The 26709-nt window shown below is 73.8% G+C and carries 22 protein-coding genes; 9 read left to right on the top strand and 13 right to left on the bottom strand.

The window, feature by feature from the left end; all coding sequences use genetic code 11:
- Positions 1–315 precede the first annotated feature (315 nt).
- Positions 316–945 carry a class I SAM-dependent methyltransferase gene (locus tag ACIBST_RS20955; RefSeq protein WP_397173723.1) on the bottom strand — a complete coding sequence of 210 codons (630 nt, stop codon included), beginning with the start codon at positions 943–945 and terminating at the stop codon, positions 316–318.
- A gap of 307 nt (positions 946–1252) precedes the next feature.
- Here ACIBST_RS20955 and ACIBST_RS20950 point away from each other — a divergent pair, with 307 nt between their 5' ends.
- Together ACIBST_RS20950 and ACIBST_RS20945 are read left to right on the top strand one after the other, a co-directional pair.
- A complete protein-coding gene (locus ACIBST_RS20950; protein WP_397173721.1) occupies positions 1253–2017 on the top strand; it encodes an SDR family NAD(P)-dependent oxidoreductase in 765 nt (254 codons plus the stop codon).
- A 136-nt stretch (positions 2018–2153) separates the two neighbouring features.
- Complete coding sequence (locus ACIBST_RS20945; protein ID WP_397173719.1) at positions 2154–2717, top strand: DUF4142 domain-containing protein; 564 nt, start codon at positions 2154–2156, stop codon at positions 2715–2717.
- A gap of 157 nt (positions 2718–2874) precedes the next feature.
- Here the strand turns inward: ACIBST_RS20945 and ACIBST_RS20940 are convergent, their stop codons facing one another.
- From ACIBST_RS20940 to ACIBST_RS20895, 10 genes are all read right to left on the bottom strand, one after another.
- Positions 2875–5946, bottom strand: a complete 3072-nt coding sequence (locus ACIBST_RS20940) for a chondroitinase family polysaccharide lyase (protein WP_397173718.1) — start codon at positions 5944–5946, stop codon at positions 2875–2877.
- Positions 5947–6005: 59 nt separating this feature from the next.
- Positions 6006–6440: a hypothetical protein gene (locus ACIBST_RS20935; RefSeq protein WP_397173716.1), complete on the bottom strand. Its 435-nt coding sequence runs from the start codon at positions 6438–6440 to the stop codon at positions 6006–6008.
- A gap of 156 nt (positions 6441–6596) precedes the next feature.
- Positions 6597–8009 carry an aldehyde dehydrogenase family protein gene (locus ACIBST_RS20930; protein ID WP_397173715.1) on the bottom strand — a complete coding sequence of 471 codons (1413 nt, stop codon included), beginning with the start codon at positions 8007–8009 and terminating at the stop codon, positions 6597–6599.
- Positions 8006–9133 (bottom strand): P1 family peptidase, encoded by a 1128-nt coding sequence (locus ACIBST_RS20925; protein WP_397173714.1) that lies wholly within the window; start codon positions 9131–9133, stop codon positions 8006–8008. Before ACIBST_RS20925 ends, ACIBST_RS20930 begins: the two co-directional genes overlap by 4 nt.
- The gene (locus ACIBST_RS20920) at positions 9133–10314 is read right to left on the bottom strand and encodes a M20 family metallopeptidase (RefSeq protein ID WP_397173712.1); all 1182 of its coding nucleotides are present in this window, start codon (positions 10312–10314) and stop codon (positions 9133–9135) included. Before ACIBST_RS20920 ends, ACIBST_RS20925 begins: the two co-directional genes overlap by 1 nt.
- Entirely contained in the window at positions 10311–11147 is an 837-nt protein-coding gene (locus ACIBST_RS20915) for an ATP-binding cassette domain-containing protein (RefSeq protein WP_397173710.1), read from the bottom strand. The genes ACIBST_RS20920 and ACIBST_RS20915 overlap by 4 nt, the downstream gene beginning before the upstream one ends.
- A complete protein-coding gene (locus ACIBST_RS20910) occupies positions 11116–12030 on the bottom strand; it encodes an ABC transporter ATP-binding protein (protein ID WP_397173709.1) in 915 nt (304 codons plus the stop codon). Before ACIBST_RS20910 ends, ACIBST_RS20915 begins: the two co-directional genes overlap by 32 nt.
- A complete protein-coding gene (locus ACIBST_RS20905) occupies positions 12017–12850 on the bottom strand; it encodes an ABC transporter permease (protein ID WP_397173707.1) in 834 nt (277 codons plus the stop codon). Before ACIBST_RS20905 ends, ACIBST_RS20910 begins: the two co-directional genes overlap by 14 nt.
- Entirely contained in the window at positions 12847–13785 is a 939-nt protein-coding gene (locus ACIBST_RS20900; protein WP_397173706.1) for an ABC transporter permease, read from the bottom strand. The genes ACIBST_RS20905 and ACIBST_RS20900 overlap by 4 nt, the downstream gene beginning before the upstream one ends.
- A complete protein-coding gene (locus ACIBST_RS20895) occupies positions 13782–15281 on the bottom strand; it encodes an ABC transporter substrate-binding protein (protein ID WP_397173704.1) in 1500 nt (499 codons plus the stop codon). Before ACIBST_RS20895 ends, ACIBST_RS20900 begins: the two co-directional genes overlap by 4 nt.
- Before the next feature lie 89 nt (positions 15282–15370).
- On the opposite strand from ACIBST_RS20895, the gene ACIBST_RS20890 reads away from it, so the two are divergent.
- From ACIBST_RS20890 to ACIBST_RS20865, 6 genes are all read left to right on the top strand, one after another.
- Positions 15371–16132, top strand: coding sequence for a FadR/GntR family transcriptional regulator (locus ACIBST_RS20890; RefSeq protein ID WP_397173703.1), 762 nt, complete (start codon positions 15371–15373; stop codon positions 16130–16132).
- Between the two features lie 29 nt (positions 16133–16161).
- A complete protein-coding gene (locus ACIBST_RS20885; RefSeq protein WP_397173702.1) occupies positions 16162–17145 on the top strand; it encodes an adenylate/guanylate cyclase domain-containing protein in 984 nt (327 codons plus the stop codon).
- A complete protein-coding gene (locus ACIBST_RS20880; RefSeq protein WP_397173700.1) occupies positions 17142–17900 on the top strand; it encodes an aminotransferase class IV in 759 nt (252 codons plus the stop codon). Before ACIBST_RS20885 ends, ACIBST_RS20880 begins: the two co-directional genes overlap by 4 nt.
- A gap of 29 nt (positions 17901–17929) precedes the next feature.
- The gene (locus tag ACIBST_RS20875; RefSeq protein WP_397173698.1) at positions 17930–18901 is read left to right on the top strand and encodes an LLM class flavin-dependent oxidoreductase; all 972 of its coding nucleotides are present in this window, start codon (positions 17930–17932) and stop codon (positions 18899–18901) included.
- Positions 18902–19020: 119 nt separating this feature from the next.
- Entirely contained in the window at positions 19021–21183 is a 2163-nt protein-coding gene (locus ACIBST_RS20870) for a choice-of-anchor J domain-containing protein (RefSeq protein WP_397173696.1), read from the top strand.
- Positions 21184–21270: 87 nt separating this feature from the next.
- Positions 21271–22782 carry an acyl-CoA synthetase gene (locus ACIBST_RS20865; RefSeq protein ID WP_397173694.1) on the top strand — a complete coding sequence of 504 codons (1512 nt, stop codon included), beginning with the start codon at positions 21271–21273 and terminating at the stop codon, positions 22780–22782.
- A 15-nt stretch (positions 22783–22797) separates the two neighbouring features.
- Here the strand turns inward: ACIBST_RS20865 and ACIBST_RS20860 are convergent, their stop codons facing one another.
- Together ACIBST_RS20860 and ACIBST_RS20855 are read right to left on the bottom strand one after the other, a co-directional pair.
- Positions 22798–24411 carry a benzoate-CoA ligase family protein gene (locus ACIBST_RS20860; RefSeq protein ID WP_397173692.1) on the bottom strand — a complete coding sequence of 538 codons (1614 nt, stop codon included), beginning with the start codon at positions 24409–24411 and terminating at the stop codon, positions 22798–22800.
- Positions 24412–24478: 67 nt separating this feature from the next.
- A complete protein-coding gene (locus tag ACIBST_RS20855; RefSeq protein WP_397173691.1) occupies positions 24479–25438 on the bottom strand; it encodes a LysR family transcriptional regulator in 960 nt (319 codons plus the stop codon).
- Positions 25439–25502: 64 nt separating this feature from the next.
- Here ACIBST_RS20855 and ACIBST_RS20850 point away from each other — a divergent pair, with 64 nt between their 5' ends.
- The gene (locus ACIBST_RS20850) at positions 25503–26699 is read left to right on the top strand and encodes an MFS transporter (protein ID WP_397173690.1); all 1197 of its coding nucleotides are present in this window, start codon (positions 25503–25505) and stop codon (positions 26697–26699) included.
- Positions 26700–26709 lie beyond the last annotated feature (10 nt).

Here is a 26709-nt window from a genome sequence, read left to right as displayed (position 1 = left end):
TTTCCCCCGATGAAAGGGCCCATCGTACGACCGCCGCACGGTGGTGCGGCGCTGCCCGTCCAGCGGTGCCGACGGGTCAGGCCCCAGCCGGGCGCCGGAACCGGACAACCGGCCCCCAACTGCCGGGAGCCAGGCATCCAGCCTTCCCAGCTGCCTGATGCCGGAAGTCGGAGCCAGGCATCCGCGCCACCCAACCACCTAGAGCCGAGAGCCGGGGCCAGGCATCCGCCACCCCCAGCTACCTGAAACCGGGAGCCGGGAGCCCGGGAGCCGGGGCCAGGCGTCCGGCACTCCCAGGCGCTTGCGGGCCCGTTCTTAGAGCGTGGCCACCACCGCGTAGCGCTCGTCGGTGATCTCCTTGCCCCACAGAGCCGGGTCGGGCAGGGCGTGCACCCGGAGGTCGCCGACCAGGGGACGGAGGGCCGTGGCCAGGTTGTCGGCGGTGACGCCGCCCATCCATGGGAAGTGCTCGCCCGGCACGTAGTCGGACTGGCCGCCTGAGCTCTGCCAGCGGCCCTCGACCAGCACCAGCCGGCCGCCGGGGCGCAGCAGCGACACCCAGCGGGCCAGCGCCGCCTCCGGATCGGGGATGGTCCACAGCAGGTGGCGGGCCAGCACGACATCGAAGCGGCAGTCGCCTACGGGCGGGTCGGCCGCGTCTCCCGTCAGCACCGTGGCGCCGGTGGCGGCCAGCTTGGCCCGGGCCCGTTCGACCATGCGCGGGGCCAGGTCGACGGCGGTCAGGCGATGGCCCTGGACGGCCAGCAGCAAAGACAACGAGCCCGTGCCGCAGCCCAGGTCGAGCACGTCGAGCGGCCCGGCGGGCACCCACTCGGCCAGCCGTGCCGCCCAGGCGGCCCTGACCTCGGGGTCGCGGAGCCCGTGGTCGGCTTCGTCGTCGAAGGAGTCGGCGGCGGCGTCCCAGAAGCCTGCGATGGTCGTCATGAGTCGCATCCTGGCAAGCACCACCGACAGTTTCGCCCCCGCGGCCCTATGCCACACGCCGGACCCCCGACCCACCGCTACCCCCTGACCGCCTCCACACCCCGGGACCCCAACCTGGCGCCTACCCGTGCCCACCGGCCGTTCCGTACGCCACAACACGCTGAGCCCCGCGGCCTGGCGCGGTCCTCGAAGACCGGCCCCTTCCGTGTTCCCATGCGGGGATTCCCGGGGCGGTCGGCGCGAGGTGGGTGGTGGTGATCGGGGGAACCTGGTGTACTGGTCTGACCAGTCGCTAGTGTTTCTCAGCATGACGGGATATGACGCGCTGTTCCGCCTCGACGGGCGGCGGGCCGTGGTGATCGGGGCCGGCAGCGGGATCGGCAGGGAGTCGGCGTTCGCCCTGGCCGCGCATGGGGCGTCCGTGGTGTGCGCGGACCGGGACCTGGACGCCGCGCAGGAGACCGCCGCCGGGTGCGGGGGCACGGCCCGGCTGCTCGACGTGCTGGACGCCGACGCCGTCCGGGCGTCCGCCGCGGAGGAGCCGGCCGACGTGCTGGTGTTCACGGCGGCGACGAACGTGCGCAAGCGGCTGCTCGACTACTCCGGCGAGGAGTTCGACCGGGTGGTGGGGCTGAACCTGCGGGCCTCGTTCGACGTGGTGCGGGCGTTCGGCGCCGGGATGGTGCAGCGGGGGCGCGGGTCGATCATCGGGTTCGCGTCGATCCGGGCGTCGGTGACCGAGCCGGGGCAGGGCGTCTACTCGGCCACGAAGGCGGGGCTGGTGCAGTTGCTGCGGACGGCGGCGGCCGAGTTCGGCCCGCACGGCGTGCGCGTCAACGCGATCGCGCCCGGCGTCGTGGAGACCCCGCTGACCCGGCAGATCAAGGACAACCCCGACTGGTACGCCGCGTACGCCGCCAAGAGCGCCCTCGGCCGGTGGGCCACCGCGCCCGAGATGGCCGGCGCGGTGGTCTACCTGGCCGGCGACGCGGCGAGCTTCGTGACGGGCTCGGTGTTGTACGTGGACGGCGGCTGGACCGCCGTGGACGGCCGTTTCGATCCGCCCAATTAACTCGAATACTCCCGACCGGATGGGGCAGCAGGCACGGGTCCCATTGACCGGATGGGGCAGCAGGCACGGGTCCCATTGAAGGGAGGGACTCATGAGAACAGCACGGAGCCACTTAGCACCCGCGGGAATCGCGGCCGTGCTGGCGTTGACCGTGTCCGCCACGGCACCCGCCGCGGCCCAGGCCGACACCGCCGTCCGGCCGGTGGCCGCGCCCGGCGCCGCAGCCGCCCAGTCGATCCAGTCCGTCCAGGCGTTGCACGCCTCGGCCCAGGACCGGGCGTACCTGCGGCAGGCGCACCGCGGCAATCTCGCCGAGATCGCGGCCGGGAAGGCCGCGCTCCGCAGGTCGCACGACAAGGACGTGCGCGAGATCGCCTGGCGGCTGATCCGTGACCACCGCAAGCTCGACGCCCGGCTGCGCGAGGTCGCGCACCGGCTGCGCGTCGCACTTCCTGACGCGCCGAGCGCCGCCCAGCGCGACGACCTGGACGCGGTGCTCGCCCGCCGTTCCGGTCACCGGTTCGACCGGGCGTGGCTGCGCCTGGAGGCCGGGGCGCACGAGCAGACGCTCAGGCTGATCAGGCGCGAGCTGCGGGACGGTCACTCCGGCTGGGTGCGGGATCTGGCGCGCGACGGCGCCCCCGCGGTCCGGCACCATCTGCGCGAGATCCGCGCGGAGCTCGACCGGCACACCCACTGACGGGCGTGCGCCATCCTGCCCCGCGACCGTGACGCGAACCGTCCATCTGACCGGGACGCGAACCGTCCGGCCGGAGAAACGAACCGGCTGGTCGGATGGCCGACGTCGCGGTCGCGGGTGTGGTTCCCGGGCGGGGGCGCCCCCGCCCCCGCCCGGGTCAGGCCGCAGGGCTCAGCCGCACCTGCACCGGCTGTCCGTGCACGGTCTCGAACTCCAGGACCGTGCGCGGCCCGGTGATCCTGGCCCGGCACGGCTGCCCGGCGTCCGCCCGCCACCGCCCGTCCAGGGTCACCCTCATGCGGTGCGGGTGGCTGGGGCTGGCCAGCCAGGGTCGTGACCACGGGCTGTAGTGCCCGACGTAGCGGCCCTTCTCGTACTGGTCGTGGTCGATCCCGCCGTAGAGGCGCAGGTCCGGATCGCACACCGCGATCACCAGCATCTCCCCCTCCGTACGGACGAGCAGCATCGAAGGCGTGTCGACCTCGCGCACCAGACCTTCCAGACGGGTGCGCTCGAACACCGCGTACCCGGTGATGCCGGTGTCGCGATCCCGTACGACGTGGGCCGCCGTGTCGGCGCGCAGCACCCGGTACGGGGCCCTGGCCGCGTCCCCCATCGCGGCGGCGAAGCCGGCCATGCGCTCGGCCGTGGCGTTCACCACCATCGCGTACTCGTACGTCCCGTTCCGAGGGGCGGTGCCGTGCCTGATCCAGGCTGTGGCGAAGTCTCCGCTGGTGGGCTCTTCCGTGGCGTTGTTGCGGGAGGTCTGGGCCGAGCGGGTCAGGGCCACCTTCTGCCCGGGCGCCAGGTAGTAGCCGATGCCCTTGTCGTCGAGCAGCCAGCGCGGGCCGCCGTCGAGCGCCTGGTGGGGGAAGGCCGTGATCGTGGCGCCGTCCACCACGGTGGGCGCGTTCCTGGCCGGCAGCCGGGTCTGGAAGAGGGTGGTCTCCGTCTCGTCCGCGGTGTCGTCGTTGGTGATGCCGGTGCCCAGGGCCACGACGCGGTCGTCGAACAGGAACACCGACTTGCGGGCCCGGTGCGTGCCGTCGTACTTGGGGTGTCCGTGCAGGTCCATGGCGAACAGGGCGTTGCGTCCGTCGATGGTGCAGGCTCCGGCGAAACGGGAGTCGGTGAGGAGCATCTCCTCGATGGCCCCGGTCAGGTCGCCCTTGAGCTGGTCGAGCGGTTTGTGGATGACCGTGGTGCCGGGGCGGCGGTTCCAGTCCCAGCCGGGCTGGGCGTAGCCGCTGTCCTGGTTGGTGACGGGGTCGCCGCGGTGCAGGACCTGGATCTGGCCGTAGGTGTTGTAGCGGCCGTACCAGTTGGCGCCGACGTAGATCTCGGTGCTCCACAGGTAGCGGTTGTGCCCGCGTACGGTGATCTGCCATTCGTCGCGGCGGTGCACGGCCAGCGCCGCGTAGTTGAGCGCCCAGGCGCCGGTCGGAGCCGGTTCCGGGGCGATGCCGCGTGCGGCGAGCCGGGCCGCGAGCTCCTTCTGCCGCGGCGTCGGGTTGCCGGGCAGCAGGCGCAGGAAGGCGGCGGCGATCTCGTCGTCGATCGGGGCCAGCCACTCGAACGGGACGATCGACAGCGCCGTGGCGCCGCTGGGGTTGCGGCCGCTGATCGAGATCGGCCAGTGGTTCTTGTTGGCGTAGACCCGCTGCATGAGCAGCGCCTTGCGCAGCCAGCCGAACGCCTCGGGCGAGATCGCGAACGAGCCGCCGTGCAGGACGTAGACCAGCGGCGCGAGCCCGGCGAAGCCGTCGCGGACGTAGTCGGGGAAGAAGCCGACGTGGTGGAAGGCGGTGCCGTCCACCTTGATGCCGTCCTGGATGCCGTCGGTGGGCAGCAGGGTGGCGTTCAGCCAGTCGCGCAGCGCCCGCAGGTACGCCACCTGCTGCGCCTCGCCGTCGCGCAGCAGCACGGCCGCCAGCATGCCGCGGACCGTGGTGTTGTACAGGTCCATCATGCTGCCCCGGGCCATCCGGAAGCCGAAACCGCGGAAGATCCGGCCGAGTCCGCTCAGCCATTCCAGGTCCGCTCGTACCCGCTGCAACTCCCCCGCCTCGCGCAGGGCGTCCCGCATGAGGTAAACGGAGTCGTACAGGCCGCGGACGTCGTAGCCGAGGTGGTGGATGGTGCCCTGGCAGCTGCCCTTCGTCCAGCCCTGTTCCCGCAGGTGGGCGACCATGCGCAGGTAGAGGGCGGCCAGCGCCGGACGTTCGGCGGGGGCGGCCTGGTGGGCCTGGGCGATCGTCTTCATCAGGTCGGTGCAGGCGCGCAGCGTGACCGGGTTCACGAACGCCTTGAGCTCGGCGGCGATCCCGGCCGGGTAGATCTGCGACTGGTAGGCGTGCGTCGGGCGGCCCTCCAGGGCGGCGACCTGGGCCGTCAGCGCCGGCACGTCCGGCTTGACCGGGGCGGTCAGGTACTCCTCGTGGTAGCGGGCGTGCAGGGCGCGCAGCGAGGCCAGCTCGGCGGCGGACGGCGGCGACAGGTCGGGCTCGACGGTGGCCAGCAGCCGGTCGAAGCGGTGGAGGGCCTGCCAGTGCTGGTTGTCGTACTCGTCGCCCTCGGGGGCGATGTCGGGAAGCTGGTGGTCGCGGCAGGGGGCGTCGGGACGCAGCGGCACGTTGAGCATGAGCTGGTCCAGGTGCAGGGTCCCGGCCCGGCGCGGGGCGACGATCCGCAGGGTGTCCATGTCGGGGTGGGGCCTGCCGTGCATGTCGTAGGCGTACCGCACCCACGCCGTACGCCACCCGCTGAACCCGAGCCGGAACTCGAACCACAGGTCGGTGCGCTCACCGCGCCCGAACTCGAACCGCAGCACGTCGTCCACCGGCTCGGCGTTGTGCACCCACACGCAGAACGCGTCCACCAGCCCCTGCCACGCCTGGTCGTCGCCGAGCCGGTAGGGGTCGGGCGCCCACCGCAGCGGCGCGCGGACGGTGATCATGCCGCGGCTCGCGTGCTCCCAGCGCAGCGACCTCGTCCCGCACACGGCGACCCGGTCGCTGATCGACAACGTGGAGCCGGGGCCGGCGGCGAAGTGCGGCGGGACCGCGCTCTCCAGCAGGAACACCGGCGGGTCCATCGCCATGGCCCGCTGCTCCAGCCCCTCCGCGGCCGGTCCCGCTTCCGCCAGTGCCGCCGTCCCCGGGCCGCCACCCGCGAGGAAAGCGCTTGCCGCACCTGCCTTGAACACCGTTCTGCGCGTGATCTCCACCATGGGCGCCATCCAACGCGACCGTTGCGGCAAGGTAAAGACATCTGGTCAAACCGTTACCCTCAGCGGAGGGAGCAGAGGTTCACGTCCTGGTCGCCGCCGCCGTGGTCCGAAGGGTCCGCGCCGCCGGTGTAGCGGTCCCAGTCCGTCCTGCTCAAGGTCCGGGGGCCGTTGTCGCAGAGGATCTGCTCGGGGCCGGCGACCACCTGCCGCAGGTCGTGGAGGTCCCAGAGGGAGAAGGTGGCGCTGTCGGGGGCGGCCGGCAGGGCGCCGCGGGCGCCGTCGCTCAACGCCGCCCCCCTCACCTCCGACGGGTACCCGCGCAGCCGGTCGTCGGCGTGCACGCCCAGAGCGGCCAGGCCGAGGTCGCGAGCCTTGACCGGATCGTCCCCGCGCAGATCGGCGGCGTGCAGCGCGAGCCGGTGGGCCAGCGCGACACGCTCCTGGTCGAGCGGCCGCCCGTGCTCCCGCCACCAGCCCGCCCGTGCTCCCGCCACCAGGCCGTGCCCGAGGCCGCCAGGGCGACGGCCAGGAGGGCGGCGAGCACCGGCAGGGCCCTGCTGCCGCGCGCTCGCGGGACAACCGCCGGCTCTTGCGTTCGTGTGGCCAAGGCACGCGCCTCCTCGCCGTCCGGCGCCACCCTACAGCGGCCGTCAGGGGCGGATGATCGCCATTCTGGTCACCGTCATTTCCTCCATGGCGAACCTCGGGCCCTCGCGGCCGCTGCCCGAGTCCTTGACGCCGCCGTACGGCATGTTGTCGGCGCGGAAGCCGGGCACCTCGTTCACCACCACGCCGCCGGTGTGGATGCTTTCGATCGCGGTGAAGGCGGTGGCCAGCGAGCGGGTGAAGACGGAGGCGTGCAGGCCGTACCGGGAACGGTTGACGGCCTCGAAGGCGGCGTCGAGGTCCGGCACCCCGCGCACGCACACCACCGGGCCGAAGATCTCCTCGTCCCACGCGGCGGCGCCGTCGGGCACGCCGGACAGCACGGTCGGCACGATGGCCCGGCCCTCGCGCACCCCGCCGGCGACCACCTCGGCGCCCGAGCCACCGATCCACTCAAGGACGCGGTCGGTGGCGGCGGCGTCGATCAGCGGGGCCACGCGGGTCTCGGGCAGGCGCGGGTCGCCGACGGCGACGTCCTTGACGCGGGCGGCCAGCAGCGCCAGGAACTCCTCCCGTACGGGCTCCTCCACCAGCACCCGCTGCACCGCGATGCACGCCTGCCCGGAGGCGTAGTAGCCGCCGCGCACGACGGCGTCGGCGGCGGCCGTCAGGTCGGCGTCGGCGGCGACCACGAGGGCGGCGTTGGAGCCGAGTTCGAGCAGCACCTTGGTGGGGGCGGCGGCGCGGGCGATGGCGTGCCCGGCGGCGGCCGAGCCGGTGAAGGAGACCGCGCCGATCCGCCGGTCCTCGACCAGCGTGCGGCCCACCTCGACGTCCCCGGTGACGAGCTGGACGCCGGCGGGCGGCAGGCCGCCCTCGCGGAGCAGGTGCACCAGCCGGAGCGTGGCCAGGGGCGTCGCCGGGGCGGGCTTGACGATCACCGGGCAACCGGCCGCGACCGCCGGGGCGATCTTGTGGGCGGCCAGGAGCAGCGGGTAGTTGTAGCCGGTGATCCCGACGACGACGCCGATCGGCCGCCGCGTCCAGAACCCGATCAGCCCCTCCCCCGACGGCAGCAGGTCCAGCGGGACGGTCTCGCCGTGCAGCCGGGCCACCTCCTCGGCGGCCGTGGCGAGGGTGAGCAGCGTCCTGGCCACCTCGACCCGGCAGTCGACCAGCGGCTTGCCGGTCTCCAGGACCAGCAGCCGCTCGAACTCCGCGCGGCGGGCGGCGAGCGCGTCGTGCGCGGCCATGAGCGCGGCGCGGCGGGCGTGCGAGGGCAGCGCGGCCATGGCGGGCGCGACGGCCAGCGCCTCCTCCAGGGCGCGGGCGGCGTGCGCCGGGGTGCCCAGCGGGGCGCGGGCCACCACCGAGCCGTCGTAGGGGAAGATCACCTCGGTGGTGTCCTCGGTGGCGGCCCATCCGGCTCCGATGGGCAGGCCGTCCGGCCAGGTCATCTGTCTCTCCCTAGGACGCTCGGGAACACGTCGAGGTACGCGGGCGCGTCCTCGCGGCCGGTGGCGGCGAGCATGGCGTGGGCCACCGCCCGGCTGAACACGTCGGCCGCGGCGGCCAGGACGTCCTGGAGCCCGTCGGGGCCGGGGGCCGGGCGGGCGCAGGCGGCCAGGCCGAAGACGGTGTCGCCGTCGACCATGGTGTGGGCCGGCCGGATGGCTCTGGCCAGGCCGTCGTGGGCCACACCGGCCAGCTTGCCGCACTGGGCCTTGGTGAGGGTGAGGTCGGTGGCCACCACGCCGATGGTGGTGTTGAACGAGGTGACCTTGTCCGGCTGCCACGCTCCGGCCTCGGCGGGGTCCGGTCGGCGCAGGTGGCCGAACTCGCCGGGCAGGCCGTAGCGGACGCCGGCCAGGGTGGCGCCCGCCGGGTCGAGCACGGACCCGGCGGCGTTGACGACGGCCAGGGCGGCCACGGTGACGCCGCCGGGCAGGACGGCGCTGGCCGTCCCGACGCCGCCGGCCAGGCCGCCCGCCATCGCCCCGGCGCCGGCCCCGATGGACCCGCTGGCCGTGGGAGGCGCGGTGGCGTGCCGGGCCGCCGTCCCCGGGGCGAGGGTGGCGGCCGTACCGCCTCCCCGGCGGGGAGGGGGCGCGAGGAAGGGCGGTTCGTGCGCCGGTGCGCGGGCGGCGGCAAAGGCGGCGGCGCCGAGGGCGGCGTCGGGGGTGGCGCGGAAGTCGCCACCGCGTCCGAGGTCGTAGATGACGGCCGCCGGGACGATGGGCACCACGCCGCCCGCCACCGGGAAGCCGATGCCCGCGTCGGCCAGCCCGTCCATCACCCCGCAGGCCGCGCTCAGCCCGTACGCGCTACCGCCCGACAGCACGACGGCGTGCACGCGCTCGACAAGGTTGCGCGGATCCAGCAGCTCGGTCTCGCGGGTGCCGGGAGCGGCGCCGCGCACGTCGACGCCGGCCACCACGCCGTCCGGGGGCGCCAGCACCACGGTCGTGCCCGTGCGGTAGCCGCCGCCCACGCGGTGCGCGTGCCCGACGCGCAGCCCGGCGACGTCCACCAGCGAGTTCGTCGGCCCTGGACGCATCCCGGGGCCGGGTCCGGCGAGCATCAGAAGTCCCGGTGCAGGAAGCGCCGCGCCGCCTCGGCGAACACCCGGGTGCACCGGACGATCTCGGCGACCTCGACGTACTCGTCCGCCTGGTGGGCGATCCACTTGCCGCCGGGGCCGTACACGACCGAGGGGACGCCGCCCCAGTGGGTGAGCACGGTCCCGTCCGTCGAGCCCGGCACGCCGCCGTAGACCGGCTCCTCCCCCGTCACCGTACGGTGGGCCGCCGCCAGCGCGGCCACCACCGGGTCGGTCACCGGCACGTCCACCGGCGGCCGGTCCACCAGCACCGACACCGACGCCTCGATCCCGTCCTCGGCGGCGGCGAGGGCGGCCACCCGGTCGGCCACGACCTTGTGCTCCAGCCCGGGGATCGTGCGCACGTCCACGAAGACGGACGCGGTGGCGGGGATGACGTTGACCTGCTCCTCGCTGCCCGCCCGGAGCACGGTCGGGGTGACGTACACCTCGCCGAGGTGCTCGTGGGCCGGGTGCCGTTCCTGGAGCTCCCGCTGGAGGGAGCGCAGGGCGACCAGCAGCGCGCCGACCGCCTGGACGGGGTTGCGGCCGTGCTGCGGCATCGCGCCGTGGGCCATCTTGCCGGTCAGGTCGACGCGCAGCCGCAGCGCGCCCTTGGCCACCGCGCAGATCTCCCCGGCCTCGGGCTCGGCGACGATCGCGCCGTCCACCCCGTCGGCCAGCCCGGAGGCGACGAAGTGGTGGGCGCCGATCATCAGGCCCTCCTCGTCGGCCAGCGCGCACACCTTGATCCGGCCGGGGAACGGGCCGGCGAGCTGGAGCGCGCGGGTGGCGTAGAGGGTGGCGGCCAGGCCGGACTTCATGTCGGCGCTGCCCCGGCCCCACAGCCGCCCGTCGCGGATCTCGCCGCCGAACGGGTCGACGGTCCAGGTGGACAGGTCGCCCTCGGTCACGACGTCGGTGTGGCCCTCGAACATCAGCGTCGGCCCGTCGCCGCCGCCGCCCTCGACCACCGCGACGACGTTGGGCCGCCCGGCGGCGGCCTCGCTCACGACCGGGTCCCAGCCCCACTCGCGCATCCTGGCCTCGACCAGCTCGGCGGCGGGCCGCTCGGTGCGGCCGCGCGCGGGGTCGTTGGTGCTGGGGATGCGCACCAGGGCCTGCGTGAACTCCACGACTCCCCGCTCGTCGACCTCGATCACAACAATCCCTCCAGGGTCGGTACGGCCTGCAGCAGGTCACGCGTGTAGGGGTGGCGCGGCGCGGCCCAGACGTCGTCCACCGGGCCGGTCTCGACGATCTCGCCGCCGCTCATGACGGCCACGGTCTCGCACACGTGCCGGACCACCGACAGGTCGTGCGAGACGAACACGAGCGTGAGGCCCAGCTCGTCCACGAGGTCGGCGAGCAGGTTGAGTATCTGGCCGCGGACGGACACGTCGAGGGCGCTGACGGGCTCGTCGGCGACCAGCACCTTCGGCCGGGGCGCGAGCGCGCGGGCGACGGCGATGCGCTGCCGCTGCCCGCCGGAGAACTGGTGGGGGTAGCGGTCGGCGGCCGAGGCGGGCAGGCCGACCGCCTCCAGCAGCTCGGCCACCCGCCCGCCGACCGGCAGGCCGAGCGCGACCAGCGGCTCGGCCACCAGGTCGCGCACGCGCATGCGCGGGTCGAGCGAGCTCATCGGGTCCTGGAAGACGATCTGCAGGTTCTCCCGCAGGAAGCGCAGCCGCCGCTCCGGCAGGCCGGTGATCTCCCGCCCGTCGAAGACGACGGACCCGCCGGTGGGCCGGTCGAGGCCGCACAGCAGGCGCAGCAGCGTGGACTTGCCGGAGCCGGACTCGCCGACGATGCCGAACCGCTCGCCGCGGCGGACGGTCAGCGACACCTCCCGCAGGGCGTGGACGGGCGCGCCCGGCCTGGTGAGCGAGGTGCGCGGGCGGCGGTAGACCCGGCTGAGCCGGCGGGCCTCGATCAGCACGTCGCCCATGGGCTCGTTCTGCGGCTCATTCTGCGGGGTGCCAGCATGCGTGGGCATGGCCGTCTCCTGTCAGCGCCGGCGGGGTCTCGCACCGCGGGGTGGCGTGCGGGCAGCGGTTGCGGAACACGCAGCCCTCGGGGAAGGCGCCCGCGGGCGGCACGCTGCCCTTGATGGTCGGGAGCCTGGTGCCGCGCGGCGTGAGCCGGGAGGCGGCCAGCAGGCCCTCGGTGTAGCGGTGGCGGGGGCGGGTGAAGACCTCGCGAACGGTCCCGGTCTCGACGACGCGGCCGCCGTACATGACGATCACCCGTTCGCAGACGGAGGCCACCACCGCCAAGTCGTGGGTGATGAACAGCAGCGCGGGGGCGACCTCGGCGATCAGCTCCAGCATCTGCTTCTGCACGGTGACGTCGAGCGCGGTGGTCGGCTCGTCGCAGACGAGCAGCCCCGGCTCGTTGGCCAGAGCGATGGCGAGCATGACGCGCTGCCGCTGGCCGCCGGAGAGCTGGTGGGGGTAGGCGCGGGCGATCTGCCCCGGTTCAGGGAGCCGGACGCGGTCCAGCAGGGCGAGCGCGCGCCGCCCGGCCTCGGCCCGGGGGACGCCGTGCAGGGTCATGGCCTCGGCCACCTGCGCGCCGACGCGCATGAGCGGGTTGAGCGCGGTCATCGGCTCCTGGAAGACCATCGACAACTCGCGCCCGCGCAGGTCCTTCAGCCGCTTCTCGGGCACGCCGACCAGGTCGCGCTCCCCCAGCCTGGCCGTGCCGGACGCGGTGACGCCCTCGGGCAGCAGGCCCATGAGCGACAGCGCGGTCAGCGACTTGCCGGACCCGGACTCGCCGATCAGCCCGACCCGCTCGCCGGGCCCGATCGCGAACGACACGTCGTGCACGAGCCCCACCGCGCCGGCCCGTACGGAAAGCCCCTCAACCGTCAGCACGGACCCTCCTGAGCTTCGGATCGAGGTGGTCGCGCAGCCCGTCGCCGAGCAGGTTGAACCCGAGGACGGCGAGCGCGATCGCCAGGCCCGGCCACAGCGCGAGGCGCGGGGTGGAGAACAGCAGCTCCTGCGACTCCTGCAACATCCGCCCCCAGGACGGGGTCGGCGGCCGGGTGCCGAACCCGAGGAACGACAGCGCCGCCTCGGCCAGGATCGCGATCGCGAACGACACCGACGCCTGCACGATCAGCACCGACCCGATGTTCGGCAGCACGTGCCGCACGGCGATCGCGCCCCGGCGGCGGCCCGCGGCGCGCGCGGCCAGGACGTAGTCGGTCACCATGACCTGGAGCGTCGCGGCGCGGGCCACCCGCGCGAACGCGGGCACGGTGGCCACCCCGATCGCGATCATCGCGGTGAGCGTGCCGGCTGCGTAGACCGCGCCCAGCATGACGGCCAGCAGCAGCGCGGGGAAGGCGAACACCAGGTCGTTGACCCGCATGATCAGCTCCGAGAGCCAGCCGCGCGGCGTCATCCCGGCGGCCACGCCGAGCGGCACGCCGAGGACGGCGGCGATCCCGACGGCCACCACGCCGACGTAGAGGGTGGTGCGCGCGCCGATCATGAGCTGGCTGAGGGTGTCGCGGCCGAACTTGTCGGCGCCCAGCAGGTAGCCGCCGCCGGGGTCGCGCAGCTTGCGGGCGGCGTCGACGAGGGTCGGGTCGTGCGGCGTCCAGACGAACGAGACCAGCGCGGCCAGCGTCACCAGCCCGACCAGCGCGCCGCCGGTCAGCAGCGCGGCGTTCGCCCGGCCCCTCATCGCAGCCTCGGGTCGAGCAGGCGGTAGGCGACGTCCACCACGAAGTTGATCAGCAGGACGGCGGCCACCAGCACCATCACCACACCCTGGACGAGCAGCAGGTCGCGCCCGGCGACGCCGTTGAGCAGCAGGTCGCCGAGCCCGGGCAGGACGAACACGCGCTCGACCACGACCGCCCCGACCAGCAGGGTGGCCAGTTGCAGGCCGAGCACGGTGACCACGGGGATGGAGGCGTTGCGCAGGCCGTGCCGCCACAGGGCGCCGGTGCTGCCGCGGCCCTTGGCGCGGGCGGTGCGCAGGTAGTCCTCGCGCATGACGTCGAGGACGGCGCTGCGCACGTAACGGGTGAGCACGGCGCCCTGGACGAGCCCGAGCGACAACCATGGCAGCAGCAGCGAGCGCAGCCACTCCTGCGGGCTGTCGGCGAAGGGGACGTACCCGCCGGAGGGCAGCGCCTGTGCCTTCACCGCGAACACGAACACCAGCAGGATGCCCGCGAGGAAGGCGGGGACGGCGATGCCGAGCTGGCTGGCCGCGCTGATCGCCGCACCGAGCGGGTTGCGGTGGTGGACGGCGGCGAACGTGCCGAGCGGCACCGCGACGGCCAGCGCCAGCAGCATGCCGCCGAGCACCAGCACGGCCGTCACGCCGAGCCGCTCGCCGATCTGCGGGCCGATGGGCGAGCTGGTGACGTAGGAGACGCCGAAGTCGCCGTGGGCCAGCCCGCCGGCCCAGTCGAGGAACTGCACGGCCGGCGGGCGGTCGGTGCCGAACTGCCGGCGCAGCGCGGCGACCGCGTCGGGGGTGGCGTTGACGCCGAGCGCGATCTCGGCCGGGTCGCCGGGCAGCAGCGCCATGAACGCGAACACCGCGACGGCGGCGACGGCGGCGCTCACGATCAGCACCGCCAGCCGTTTGAGCAGGTAGAGCGTCACTGCTTGGCGAGACCGGTGAAGTCGAAGGACTCCGCGATGGCGTTCTTCGGCAGCCCGGTGACGCCCTTCTTCGCCACGATCAGGTTGGGGAACAGGAACAGCCAGTCGGCGGCGGCGTCATCGGAGAGCAGCTTGGCGGCCTTCTTCAGGTCGTCGGTCTGCTGCTGCTCGGTGCCGGCGTCGGCGGAGGCGAGGAGTTTGCCGAACTCGGGATTGTCATAGTGGAAGTAATACGATTTATCGGCAAAAATCCCCATGTCGCGGGGCTCGACGTGGTTAATGATGGAAAGGTCGTAGTCGCCCTGCTTGAACACCACGTCCAGCCAGCGGGCCGGGAACTCCAGCGGCTCGATGTCGGCCGTGATGCCCACCTGGGCCAGCTGCGACTTCACGACCTGCGCGCTGGCCACCGCGTACGGCAGGTTGGGGATGCGCATCTTGACCGTCAGCGCCTTGCCGCCCAGCAGCTCCTTGGCCTTGGCCGGGTCGTAGGGGTAGTCGCCGGTGCGGTCCTCGTACCAGGGGTCGGTGGGCGGCACCATCGAGCCGATGAGCTGGCCGCGCCCGGCCCACGCGGTGTCCAGCAGCGCCTTGTGGTCGATGGCGTACCGGACGGCCTGGCGGGCCTTAACGTCGTCGAACGGCGGCCGGCCGTTGTTCATCGACAGCACGACCTCGCCGTTGGTGGTGCCCTCGACCGTCTGGAACCGGTTCGGGTCGGCGAACTGCTGCAGCGACTCGGGGGCCTGGACGGCGGAGATGACGTCGATGCCGCCGGTCAGCAGCGCGTTGTTCATCGCCGTGGCGTCCTTGAAGTACTTCAGCGTGATCGCCGACAGCGCCGGCTTGGCGCCCCAGTAGGCGGGGTTGGCGGCGAGCTGGATCGACTCGCCGCGCTTCCACGCCCCCAGCGTGTACGGCCCGGTGCCGACGGGCTTGTTGGCCAGGTCGGCCACGCCGGTGCGGCTGAACATGGCGCCGAGCCGGGTGGCCAGGGCGTAGAGGAAGCCGTTGCTCGGCCGCTTGAGGGTGACGACGGCGGTGGCGTCGTCGGTCTTGGCCACCTTGTCGATGACGTCGAGCTGGGCCTTGATCTTGAGCTTCCAGTCGCTCCTGACCCGGTCGAGGGAGAACACCACGTCGTCGGCCGTGAACGGCGCCCCGCTGCTGAACGTGACGCCCTTGCGCAGGGTGAAGGTGTAGGTCTTCCGGTCGTCGGAGACCGACCACTTCTCGGCCAGCAGCGGCTTGATCGCGCCGTCCTGGTCGAGCTTGACCAGGCCCTCGTAGACGTTGACCAGCAACGCCTGCGGGATGGCCGCGCCCTCGGTGGCGGTGAAGTCGAGGTTGGCCGGCTCGGCGACGAACCCGACGGACAGGGACTGGGCCTTCGGGGCGCCTGCGGTGCCGGAGCCGCCGGAGCCGGAACCGCCGCCACAGGCGGCTGCGACCAGCAGGAGACCGCCCACGGCGATCCAGATTCCGATTCGCCTCATGTCTTACAGCCTCCTGGCTAGTGCACTGGTCTGACCAGTAGGCTACGCACATTGCCAGTCCGTGACGGCTCGGGTCAAGGGGGCTTCCGATGGGTGCACGGTTCGAGCCGGTGCGGGCCGTACGCGCTTACGAGCGGGTCGTGGAACAGGTCGAGGAGGCCATCGAGAGCGGGGCCCTCGGCCCGGGGGCGCGGCTGCCGAGCGAGCGCGAGCTGATGGTGCAGTTCTCGGTCGGGCGCTCCACGGTGCGGGAGGCGCTGCGCGTGCTCCAGGCGCGCGGCCTGGTGCGCTCCCGGCCGGGCGATCCCAACGGCGCGGAGGTGCTGCCGTTCTCCCCCGCCGCCTTACACAAGTCGATGACCACGCTGGCGCGGGTGGCCGAGCTGTCGCTGGCCGAGCTGGTGCAGTTCAGGATGGTGCTCGACTCCTCGGCCGCGCTGCTGGCCGCGCGGCTGCGCACCGAGGAGCAGCTCGCCGAGATGGAGGCGGCCATCGCCGGCATGCGCGCCGCCATGCGCGCCGCCACGCCCTCCGGCCACGACGCCTTCAGCGCCGCCGACGTGGCCTTCCACGACGTCATCGTGGCGGCCAGCGGCAACACGCTGATCCAGGTCTGCACCGACGTGGTGCGCTCGGTCGTGCTGGGCCTGATCGCCGGGAAGATCGCCGACGCGCCCGACCGCGAGTCGCTGATGCGGCGCAGCATCCGGCACCACGAGGAGGTGCTGGCCGCCGTGCGCGCCGGCGACGGGGCCTCGGCCGCCCGCCTGCTGCGCCGGTCCATGTACGACTACTACGCCGTCCACCTGCCCGACGCCGAGCGGCCCGCCCTGCGCGCCCTCCTGGAGTGACGCCCGCCACAGGGTGTTATGTTGCACGCGTGTCACGCGAGGACGGGGACGGGGTGGCGGAGGCGTTCCTGCGCGCGCCGCGCCGCTACACCAGCCACCAGGTGGCCCATATGGCCGGGGTCCCGGTCTACCGCGCGCGCCGGCTGTGGCGGGCGCTGGGGTTCGCCAACGTGGCCGACGACGCCGTCGAGTTCACCGACTCCGACGTCGAGGCGCTGCGCACCATGCTCGCGATGGTCAGCTCCGGCGCCTACGACGAGGAGCACATGCTGCTGATGGCCCGCTCGATCGGGCGGGCGACGGCCCGGCTCGCCGAGTCGCAGGCCGAGCTGGGCGCCGAGGCGCTCGACCAGGCGGGCGTGCCGCTGGCCGAACGGCCGCGGGCCTGGCGGCGGCGGGCCGAGCGGGTGGTGCCCGACCTGGCGCGGCTGCTGGTCTACGCCTGGCAGCGGCAGCTCGCCGCCGCCGCCGGCCGGCTGGCCGACCAGGACATGAGCGCCGTGCGCATGGCGGTGGGGTTCGCCGACCTGGTGGCCTTCACCCGGCTCAGCCGGCAGATCACGGCGACCGAGCTGGCCCGGCTGGTCGACAGGTTCGAGGGCCGCTCGGCCGACGTCGTGACGTCCTCGGGCGGGCGGGTGGTCAAGACGCTCGGCGACTCGGTGCTGTTCGTGGCCGACAAGTCGCACGTCGCGGCCGAGATCGCGCTGCGCCTGGTGGAGACCCACCGCGGCAGGGACATGCCCGAGCTGCGGGTGGGCCTGGCCGCCGGGCCGGTGATCTGGCGCATGGGCGACGTGTTCGGCACCACCGTCAACCTGGCCAGCCGGCTCACCGCGCTCTCCCTGCCGGGAACGATCCTGGCCGACCCCGAGATGGCCGAGGAGCTGGAGGGCGACCGGGCCTTCCTGCTGCGCGCGGTCGACCGGCTGTCGGTGCGCGGGCTCGGCGAGCTGGCGCCTTTCACGATCATGCGCGCGGGCGCCGGCGGACAGGACATGCTGGACGCATGATCGTACGAGCGGTGATCGAGGGCAGGCCGGTGGACGACGACGCGCGCTTCGCGCTGGAGGCCCGCTACGGGCACTTCACCGCCATGCAGGTCAGAGACCGGCGCACCCGCGGCCTGGCCCTGCACCTGGAGCGGCTGGCGGCGGCCAACCTGGAGCTGTTCGGCGCCCGGCTCGACCCGGCGGCGGTGCTCGGCTCGATCAGGGCGGTGCTCGGCGACGACCTGCGCGACGCGGGCGTGCGGGTCTACGTCGTCGAGCACGACGGCCGCCCGCGCGTCGTGGCCACGGCCGCCCCGCCCACCGAGGTCTCCACCCGCCCGCAGCGCGTCACGGCGGTCGTCTACCAGCGTTACCTGCCGCACATCAAGAAGGCGGCCGGGTTCGCCCAGGCCCACCTGCGGCGGACCGCCGCGCCCCTGGGCTTCGACGAGGCGCTGCTGACCACCGCCGGCGGCCTGATCAGCGAGGGCGCGATCACCAACGTCGGCTGCTGGTCCGGCGGGCGCCTGGTGTGGCCAGACGCGCCGATGCTGCGCGGCACCGCCATGGGCCTGCTGGAGGGCCTCGACGTGCCCCAGGAGCGCCGCCCGCTGCGGGTCGCCGACCTGCCGGGCTTCGACCTGGTGTTCCTGTGCAACTCCCACGGCGTGGTCCCGGTCGGCGAGGTCGACGGCGTGCCGCTGCGCCAGGACGGCCCGACGCTGGCCCGGCTGCTCTCCTCCTACGACGCCGTCCCCTGGGACGCGCTGGATTGATCCGGGGCCGTGCGGCGTTGCACGCAGGCGTGACCCTGTACTCGATTCTCGACCGTTCGCTCCTGCGTGAGGGCTCCGGCGCGGCCGCCGCGCTGCGGGACACCGTCGCGTTCGCCCGGCAGGCCGAGGAGCTGGGCTACCACCGGTTCTGGGTGGCCGAGCACCACAGCGTGCCCGGCGTGGCGGGGGCGGCGCCGACCGTGCTGGCCGCGGCCGTCGCGGCGGCGACCGGGCGCATCCGGGTGGGCACCGGCGGCGTGATGCTGCCCAACCATCAGCCGCTGGTGGTGGCCGAGCAGTTCGGGGTGCTGGAGTCGCTCCACCCCGGGCGGATCGACATGGGGCTCGGGCGTTCGGTGGGGTTCACCGGCGGCGTCCGGCGGGCGCTCGGCCACGGCAAGGAGGCCGCGGACGGGTTCGGCGACCAGGTCGGCGAGTTGCTGGGGTACTTCACCGGCGGGCAGCGGGCGCATCCGGGCGTGCACGCCGTCCCGGCCGAGGGGCTGCGTCCGCAGGTGTTCGTGCTGGCCATGGGGTCGGGGGCGGACCTCGCGGCGGAGCTCGGGCTGCCCATGGTGATCGGGGCCGGGCCGCGGGCGGTGGAGGCGGCGGCGCGCTACCGGGCGGGGTTCCGGCCCTCGGAGTGGGCGGCGAGGCCGTACGTGATGGCGGCGGTCAGCGTCGCGGTGGGGGCGACGCGCGAGGAGGCGGCGCTGCTCCAGCTTCCGGAGGCGTGGTCCACGGCGCGCTCGCGCACCAGCGGCGCGTTCCCGCCGCTGGCGCCGGCCGAGGAGATCGCCAGGCTGGAGATGACCGGGCGGGAGCGGGCGCTGCTGGCGGAGGCGCTGAAGGGCCAGATTCACGGCACCGCCCCGGAGGTGGCGGTCGCGCTGGGGTCGCTGGTGGAGTCGACCGGGGCCGACGAGGTGCTGGTCACGATGAACACCTACGACCTGGAGCGGCGGCTGGAGTCGTACCGGCGGCTGGCCGTTCTGAACTGATCGCCAATTCCATCGGGTTTTGTTGGCAAATGCCCCTATTGCGCGCGCCAATTCGGTTCCGGTAATTACCGGATGTCACCCCTGTTCCATCCGGGCAACACCCATACCTAGGGGGTTCAATGGCGCGCACCCGAATCATCGGAATCGCTGCCGCACTTCTCTTACTGCCCACGCTGACCGCGATACCCGCGTCGGCCGAGTCCCCGCAGGCGGCCGCCACGGCTGCGCCGCCGAGCGACGTCAAGGAGCTCACCCGCAAGGACTTCACCCTCGACGGCAAGCCCGTCAAGGTCCCCGCGAAGTACGAGGCCCGCGCCAAGGCCAAGGTCAAGGCCGCCGCCGAGACGCCGCCGGTCGGCACCGTACGGCAGTGGCTGGCCACGGACGACTACAACGGCCGCCTGTACCGCAAGGACTACACGCTGCGCGGCGTCGGCGACAAGATCGAGGTCTGGGTCGCCAACGACCTGGCCTTCCCGGCCGGCGACTGCCGGATGCAGGTGCCCGGGACGACGGAGATCACCGACGCCCAGGTCACGAACCTGGTGCAGCAGTTCGACACGAACATGTTCCCGAAGGAGACCGCGACCTTCAGCACGCCGCCGGACCGGGACGGCACGAACGCCGTGCTCGGCCCCGACGCCAACGGCAACGGCGGCGTCTACACCGGCGCCGGCGACCGCACGGTGACGCTGATCGACAACGTCCGGGACGACAACTACTACACCTTCCCGGCCGCGACCACGTACATCGCGGGCTTCTTCTCCTCCCAGTACAACGAGCTGCTCGACCGCAACGTCATGACGATCGACGCGTTCGACTGGCTGCACAGGACCGGCGCGAACCCGCCGGACGACCCGACCTCCGACGTGTGCACCTCGCGCTCGGCCCGGCCCTTCCAGTACGAGGGCGTCTTCGCCCACGAGTGGCAGCACCTGCTGCACTACTACACCGACCCGCTCGAGACCACCTGGATGAACGAGGGCCTGTCGGACTTCGCGATCTCGGTGACGGGTTACGGCAACCCCAAGGCGACGGTGTTCGAGAAGGGCTTCGACAACCACATCAACTGCTTCCAGGGCTTCGGCATCGTCCAGACGCCGTACAACCCGAACCCGCGCAACTGCGGCGGCCCGCAGAACTCGCTCAACCTGTGGGGCGACGGCGGCAACCCGGACGCGGTGCTGGCCGACTACGGCAACGCCTACTCCTTCATGCTGTTCCTGTACGACCGGTACGGCGCGGACTTCCTGTCCAAGCTGCACCGTGACGGCTCCCTGCAGGGCCTGGCCAGCGTGAAGGCGGCGCTCGGCAGCACGGACCTGTACCAGGTGCTGCACGACTACCAGACGATGGTGCTGGTGGACAAGGTCGTGGGCAGCCGCGGCGTGGTGCTGGGCGTGCCGAAGAAGCGGGTGACGACCGCGAGCCTGAACTCCACGGTCAACCTCGCCAACCCGGCCGCGTACAACACTCCGGGGGCGGCCCCGAACGGCGCCGACTACGTGCAGATCCGCAAGCCGGGCGGCCCGGCGCCGACCTCGCTGTCCTTCCAGGGCGCCAAGACGCTGCCGCCGATCCCGCTGGCCTGGACCGTCGTCTCCGACGACCCCGACCGCGCGGGCAACCCGGTGCTGTGGTCGGGCAACGCCAGCAACCTCAACGTCGCCGCGGTGACCAAGGTGACGGTCCCGGCCGCCGACCCGACGCTGCGCTTCCTCGCCAAGTACGGCGCGGAGTCCGGCTTCGACTACGGCTACGTGATCGTCTCCGCCGACGGCGGCAAGACCTACACCGCGATCCCCGGTGACAAGACGGTGGCCGGCCCGCTCGGCCCTGCCGTCAACGGCACCACCACCGGGTTCCAGCCGCACACCTACAGCCTGTCCGCCTACGCGGGCAAGGAGATCCTCGTGGGCTTCCAGTACGTCAGCGACGGCGGCGTCAACGAGGGCGGCTGGAAGATCGACGACGTCACGGTGGGCGCGACGGCGGTGAGCGACGGCGCCGGCCTGGAGCCGTTCGACTCCCCGACCGAGATCTCCCCGACGCCGGTCAGCAACTGGAACGTGCGGCTGGTCGGCCTGGACGAGCGGCACTCGGTGGTGCTGCAGGCCCAGTTCGACGGCAAGGGCTCGATCAGCCTCAACCGGCTGCAGCTCGCGCCGTTCGCGGTCTTCCCGTCGGTGGTCGCGATCGTGGCCTATGACGAGCCGACCGAGCAGGTGCAGCAGTACGCGCCGTACACGCTGAAGGTCAACGGCGTCACCCAGCCGGGGTGAGCCCGAGGAGGCGTCCGCCGGGGGTCGGCGGGCGCCTCCTTCGTCGGGTACGATCGCCGAACATCATTCGGCATGGGGGTGCCCAGCATGACCACGCGCCAGCACACGATCGGCGACCTCCTGCGGCGCTCGGCCGCCAGGTTCCCCGCCAAGACCGCCGTGATCTACGGCAACGTCCGCCAGAGCTACGCCGATCTGGACCTGGAGGTCAACCGGACGGCCAACGCGCTGGCGGCGCGGGGCGTGGCCAAGGGCGACCGGTTCGCCCTGTTCAGCCATAACAACCACGCGTTCGTGGTGGCCTACTTCGCGCTGGCCCGGCTGGGCGCGATCTCCGTGCCGATCAACTTCATGCTCGGGCCGCGCGAGGTCGCCTACATCCTGGAGCACTCCGGCGCGACGGGGATGCTGGCGGAGGAGGCGCTGCTGCCGGTCGCCGAGGCCGCGGCCGGGCCCGCCGTGCGGGTGCGCGGCGTGATCGGCGCGGCCGAGGGCTGGGAGTCCTTCTCCACCTGGCGCGGCGACGACGCCGAGCCGCAGGTGGAGATCGCCGCCGACGACCCGATCCAGCTCATGTACACCAGCGGCACCGAGTCCCGGCCCAAGGGCGCCACGCTGTCCAGCGGGAGCCTGCTGGCCCAGTACGTGAGCTGCGTCGTCGACGGCGAGATGAGCTCCGACGACGTCGAGGTGCACGCGCTGCCCCTCTACCACTGCGCCCAGCTCCACTGCTTCCTGACGCCCGGCATCTACCTGGGCGCCACCAACCTCGTCCTGCCGGGCGCCGACCCGGCCTCGATCCTGGCCACCATCGAGGGCGAGCGCGCGACCAAGCTGTTCTGCCCGCCCACGGTGTGGATCGCCCTGCTGCGCCACCCCGACTTCGACCGCCGTGACCTGTCCTCGCTGCGCAAGGGCTACTACGGCGCCTCGATCATGCCGGTCGAGGTGCTGAAGGAGATCTCGTCCCGGCTGCCTGACGTGCGCCTGTTCAACTTCTACGGCCAGACCGAGATGGCGCCGCTGGCCACCATCCTGCGCCCCGAGGAGCAGCTGACCCGGCTGGGCTCGGCCGGGCGGCCCGCGCTCAACGTCGAGACCAGGATCGTCGACGACGAGGACCGGCCGGTGGCGCCGGGGGTGGTCGGCGAGATCGTCCACCGCAGCCCGCACGCCATGCTCGGCTACTGGAACGACCCGGACAAGACCGCCGAGGCGTTCCGCGGCGGCTGGTTCCACAGCGGCGACCTCGGCGTCATGGACGCCGACGGCTACCTGTCGGTGGTCGACCGGAAGAAGGACATGATCAAGTCCGGCGGCGAGAACGTGGCCAGCCGCGAGGTGGAGGAGGTCATCTACCAGCATCCGGCGGTCGCCGAGGCGGCCGTGTTCGGCGTCCCGGACGAGCGGTGGATCGAGGCGGTGACGGCCGCCGTGGTGCTGCGCGAGGGCGCGGAGCTGACCGCCGCCGAGCTGAACGCGTTCCTGCGCGAGCGGCTGGCCTCCTTCAAGACGCCCAAGAACGTGGTGTTCGTGGACGCGCTGCCGAAGAACGCCTCCGGCAAGGTGCTCAAGCGCGAGCTGCGCGACGCCTTCTGAGGCCCGCCGCGCCGGTCACTTGCCGAGCAGGTCGGCCGCCAGTTGCCGGAGCGCCGCGCGCTGGATCGCGCCGGTCGCCGTCCTCGGCAGCTCGTCCAGCACCAGCACCTCGTGCGGGGACAGGACGGCGGCCGGGCCCTCGCGGCAGAACGCGATGAGCTCGCCCGCGTCGATCGGGCGGCCCGGCCTGGGCACCACGCAGGCGACCGGCCGGTCCGGCCCGTCGGCGGCGGCGTGGGCGACCACCGCGCACTCGGCGACCGAGGGGTGCTCCAGCAGCCGGGCCTCGGCCTCCAGGGGTGACACCTGGGCGTCGCCCGTCCTGATCAGGTCGCCGGAGCGGCCCAGGAAGCGGTAGGAGCCGTCGGCGTCGCGGGCGCAGGTGTCGCCGGTGCGCAGCCACTCGCCCTGGAACGCCTGCCGGGTGGCGGCGGTGCGGCACCAGTAGCCGGTGGCGATCGAGTCGCCGCGCACGTACAGGTGGCCGGGCTCGCCGTCGGGGACGGGCGCGCCGGAGTCGTCCAGGAGGCGCACCTCGTAGCCGGGCACGACGACGCCCGACCCGGCGGGGCGCGCCTGACCCGGACGGCCGGACAGGAAGACGTGCAGCGACTCGGCCGAGCCCAGGCCGTCGATGACGTCCACGCCGAAGCGGCCGGTGAGGCGGCGGTGGAGCTCGGCGGGCAGCGCCTCGCCGGCGGAGACGGCCAGGCGGACCGAGGCGAAGGCGTCCTTCGGGGCCTCGGCGGCCAGCAGCGCGGCGTAGAACGACGGGCCGGCGAAGAACAGCGTGGGGCGCTCGGCCAGCAGGCGTTCGACGACGCCGCCCGGGGTGGGCGCGGCGGGGTCGAGGATCGTGGTCGCGCCCGCGGCGAGCGGGAGGATCAGGGAGTTGCCGAGCCCGTAGGCGGAGCACAGCCGGGCCGCCGAGAGGCACCGGTCCCCGGGGCGCACGCCGAGCACCTGCCGCCCGTACGCCTCGTGGCCGTCGCGCAGCGCGCCGTGACGGTGCATGGCCGCCTTGGGCGCGCCGGTGGTGCCGGCGGTGTAGAGCCACAGCGCGGGCGAGTCGGGCCAGGTGTCGTACGAGCCGGTCGCGCCCCGGCCGGCCTCCAGCACGTCCGACCACAGGCAGACCGGCACGCCCGGCTCGACCGCCGCCGACGGGCCCGCCCCGGTCGCGGTGGCGATGCGCAAGACGTGGCCGGGGGCCTGGCCGGCGTCGGTGAGCACGAGCGCCACGACCTCGGGCGCCGACAGCAGCGCCTCCTGCACGGCCGGCTCGAACTCGGGCGCGGAGACCACGACCCGCGCCCTGGAGTCGCGGATCAGCGCGCCCAGCTCGGCCCCGTCGTACAGGGCCGGCACCGGGACGGCGACCGCGCCCATCCGCAGCACGGCCAGGATCGTCACCAGCGTCTCGGGCCGGTCGGGCAGGACGAGCAGCACCCGCTCCTCCGGCCGCACGCCCATCACCCGCAGCCCGCCGGCCAGCTCGGCGACGTGCGTGGCGAGCTCGGCGTACGTCATCGCGCCCAGCGGCCCGGCGACGGCGACGCGGTCGCCGTGCCCGGCCTCGACCAGGCGGTCGGTGAGATGGACGCCGGCGTTGAACGACTCGGCAGGCATGGTCGTCCCCATCCGCAGGAGGGCGTGTGCAGCTTGAATCCTCCATACAAAATCGATGAGCCGTCAACTACTTCTGCGAGGACGGGTGTCGGCAGGGCCGCAATCCCGGGCCGACATCGGCGGCGCCGGAGCGCACGTGGTCCAGGAAGGCGCGCACGGCGGGCGTGAGCCGGGCCCCGGCGGGCCAGCACGCCCCGATCGTCCGGAACACCGGGGGCGACAGCGGGATCTGCACGACGCCCTCGGCGGGCGCCAGCCGGGGCAGCACGGCCACGCCGAGCCCGGCCGCGACCAGGCCGCGGACGGTCTCCGACTCCTGCCCCTCGAAGGCGATCCTGGGCGTGAACCCGGCCGCCGCGCACAGGTCGTCGGTGATCTGGCGGACGCCGTAGCCGTGTTCGAGCGTCACCAGCTCCTCCCCGGCCAGCTCGGCGGGGCGCACCCGGGACCGTCCGGCGAAGCGGTGGCCGGGCGGCACGGACAGGACCAGCTCCTGGTCGGCGAGCGGGTGCCCGGCCAGGCCCGGGTCGCCGTCGGGCAGGGGCGCGACGAACACCAGGTCGATCTCGCCCTCGGCGAGCGCGCGCAGCATGTCCTGCCGCGAGCCCTGCGCCAGGCTGAACCGCACGCCCGGGTGGCGCTCGCGGAAGCCCCGGATGAGCGAGGGGACGAGCGTGCGGCCCAGCAGGTGCAGGAACCCGAGCACGATCCGGCCGCTGCCCGGGTCGATCTCCTCGCGCACCTCGCGGGCGGCCGACTCCATGGTGGCCAGCGCCCTGCCGGAGGCGGCCGCCAGGACGCGCCCGGCCCTGGTCAGGCGGATGCCCCGCCCGTACGGGACGACGAGGGGCGCTCCCACGAGGTCGGCCAGCGCGGCCAGGCGGCGGCTGGCGGTGGGCTGCGGCATGCCGAGCAGCTCGGCCGCCCGCGTGACGTGCCCGGTCTCCCCCACGGCGGCCAGCAGGGCGAGCGTGGGAGCCAGCCCGGCGGCCAGCCGCTCGTCCACGAGCTCGAATTCATCCACCACAGCATGAATTATCGCCTATTTCAGCATTGGACGTATTTATTAGCCTTGCTTAGCGTTTCCAGGCGTGGCGGTCATCGAAGCTCAACGAGTCGGCACGCGGCGGGCCGGTCCGGCCGTGGCGGCGGCCGGCGTCTCCTCCTTCGCCCTGCTGTACGCGCCCCAGCCCGTCCTGCCGCAGCTCGCCGCCGACTTCCGGCTCGACCCCGGCGGCGCGTCGCTGGCCGTCGGCGTGGCCACGGCGGCGCTGGCGGTGGCGGTGCTGCCGCTGGCCGCGCTGGCGGAGGTCGTCGGGCGGCGGCGGATGATCATGTGGTCGGTGCTGGCCTCGGCGCTGATCGGGCTGGCGCTGCCGCTGGCGCCGACGTTCCCGGTGCTGGTGGCGATGCGGGCGGCGCAGGGGGTGGCGGTCGCCGGGTTCGCCGGGGTCGGGGCGGCGTACCTGGCCGATCTGGTGGGGGCGACCAGGCTCGCCGGGGCGGTGGGCGTGATGATCGCCGGGAACTCGGTGGGCGGGATGCTGGGCCGGCTGGGCGCCGGGTTCGCCGCCGGGCCGTGGGGGTGGCGGGGCGCGCTGGCGGTGGTGGCCGGGGTGTCGCTGCTCTGCTCGGCGTACGCGGCCCGCACGCTGCCCGCCCCGCCGCCCGTCGTACGCGCCCCGCGCACCGGGGGCGGCGGCCGGATCGGGACGGCGCTGCTGGCGCCGTACACGGTGGGGGCGCTGGGCGTCGGCGCGTTCGTCGCGCTCTACAACGCCGCCTCCTTCCGCCTGTCCGCGCCCCCGCTGTCGCTCTCCCCCGCCGCGGCCTCCCTGGTGTTCCTCTCCTACGCCCTCGGCACCGCCTCCTCGGCCGCCGCCGGCCGCCTGGCGGACCGCCTGGGACGCCGGCCCGCCCTGGTCGCCGCCCTGGCCGTGACGGCCGCCGGCGCGGCGCTGACCGCGCTCGGCCCCCTGGCCGCGGTCGTCACCGGGTTCGCCGTGCTGACCGCCGGGTTCTTCGCCGCGCACGCCGTGGCCAACGCGTGGGTCGCCGCGCAGGCCCCGCCGGCCGCCCGCGGGCGCGCCGCCGGGATCTACACCCTGTGCTACTACCTCGGCAGCGGCGCCGGCGGCACGGCCGGCAGCGCCGTCTACGGCGCTGCCGGATGGACCTGGCTGATCGTCCTGACCTCGGGCTGGCTGCTGGTGGCGATCGCGGCCGTGCTCGTCGCGGGACGGCGACCGCGCGCTGTTGCCAGGCGGCCCCGGCAGGAGTACGCCTGACATCACAGGG

It is taken from the genome of Nonomuraea sp. NPDC049684 (assembly GCF_044465345.1).
In the GTDB taxonomy this organism is placed as follows: domain Bacteria; phylum Actinomycetota; class Actinomycetes; order Streptosporangiales; family Streptosporangiaceae; genus Nonomuraea.
Note: the sequence above shows the minus strand (reverse complement) of the source record. Positions and strands in the feature narration are given on the sequence as shown.

Coding starts and splice junctions, on each gene's coding strand:
- ACIBST_RS20955 (WP_397173723.1), bottom strand. CDS start 945: ATGACGACCATCGCAGGCTTCTGGGACGCCGCCGCCGACTCCTTCGAC.
- ACIBST_RS20905 (WP_397173707.1), bottom strand. CDS start 12,850: ATGAGGGGCCGGGCGAACGCCGCGCTGCTGACCGGCGGCGCGCTGGTC.
- ACIBST_RS20925 (WP_397173714.1), bottom strand. CDS start 9,133: ATGCTCGCCGGACCCGGCCCCGGGATGCGTCCAGGGCCGACGAACTCG.
- ACIBST_RS20930 (WP_397173715.1), bottom strand. CDS start 8,009: ATGACCTGGCCGGACGGCCTGCCCATCGGAGCCGGATGGGCCGCCACC.
- ACIBST_RS20890 (WP_397173703.1), top strand. CDS start 15,371: ATGGGTGCACGGTTCGAGCCGGTGCGGGCCGTACGCGCTTACGAGCGG.
- ACIBST_RS20940 (WP_397173718.1), bottom strand. CDS start 5,946: ATGGTGGAGATCACGCGCAGAACGGTGTTCAAGGCAGGTGCGGCAAGC.
- ACIBST_RS20950 (WP_397173721.1), top strand. CDS start 1,253: ATGACGGGATATGACGCGCTGTTCCGCCTCGACGGGCGGCGGGCCGTG.
- ACIBST_RS20915 (WP_397173710.1), bottom strand. CDS start 11,147: ATGCCCACGCATGCTGGCACCCCGCAGAATGAGCCGCAGAACGAGCCC.
- ACIBST_RS20865 (WP_397173694.1), top strand. CDS start 21,271: ATGACCACGCGCCAGCACACGATCGGCGACCTCCTGCGGCGCTCGGCC.
- ACIBST_RS20860 (WP_397173692.1), bottom strand. CDS start 24,411: ATGCCTGCCGAGTCGTTCAACGCCGGCGTCCATCTCACCGACCGCCTG.
- ACIBST_RS20895 (WP_397173704.1), bottom strand. CDS start 15,281: ATGAGGCGAATCGGAATCTGGATCGCCGTGGGCGGTCTCCTGCTGGTC.
- ACIBST_RS20870 (WP_397173696.1), top strand. CDS start 19,021: ATGGCGCGCACCCGAATCATCGGAATCGCTGCCGCACTTCTCTTACTG.
- ACIBST_RS20880 (WP_397173700.1), top strand. CDS start 17,142: ATGATCGTACGAGCGGTGATCGAGGGCAGGCCGGTGGACGACGACGCG.